The sequence below is a fragment of the Moellerella wisconsensis ATCC 35017 genome, from assembly GCF_001294465.1.
GTDB classification, from domain to species: Bacteria; Pseudomonadota; Gammaproteobacteria; order Enterobacterales; family Enterobacteriaceae; genus Moellerella; species Moellerella wisconsensis.
Genome location: NZ_LGAA01000064.1, coordinates 1 through 350, shown reverse-complemented (window position 1 = coordinate 350; position 350 = coordinate 1). Strand labels below are relative to the sequence as shown.

Here is a 350-nt window from a genome sequence, read left to right as displayed (position 1 = left end):
GGTAATTAATGGCGTGGAAAAACCTTCCCATGCTGTCACCTTTGATGATAATGGCCAGCCCTGTTTAAGCCTTAATGATCTTACGACATTAGGCATTGTGGCCGTGAAAAATACGGACGCACAGTGTATTAACTTAATAACTACTTACCCACAGGCAACAATTACCACCGATCCCGGTAATAATAAACTGTTGTTTGTATTACCAGCTGAAGCTATTGCAGACAGTAACAATCTGGATGTCAGCCAGTATACAGCGGGCGGAACAGGGGCAATGGTTAATTACGACTTGCTGATGATGAAAAGTAATAATAAATCTGAGGGCGATAATAACAATAATGATTTAAACACCT

Annotated in this window: 1 protein-coding gene; it reads left to right on the top strand. The window is 40.6% G+C overall.

The features are described 5' to 3' along the window. Nucleotides 1-350, top strand: a 350-nt coding sequence (locus M992_RS14395) for a FimD/PapC N-terminal domain-containing protein (RefSeq protein WP_282955652.1), incomplete at both ends; no start/stop codon positions are given.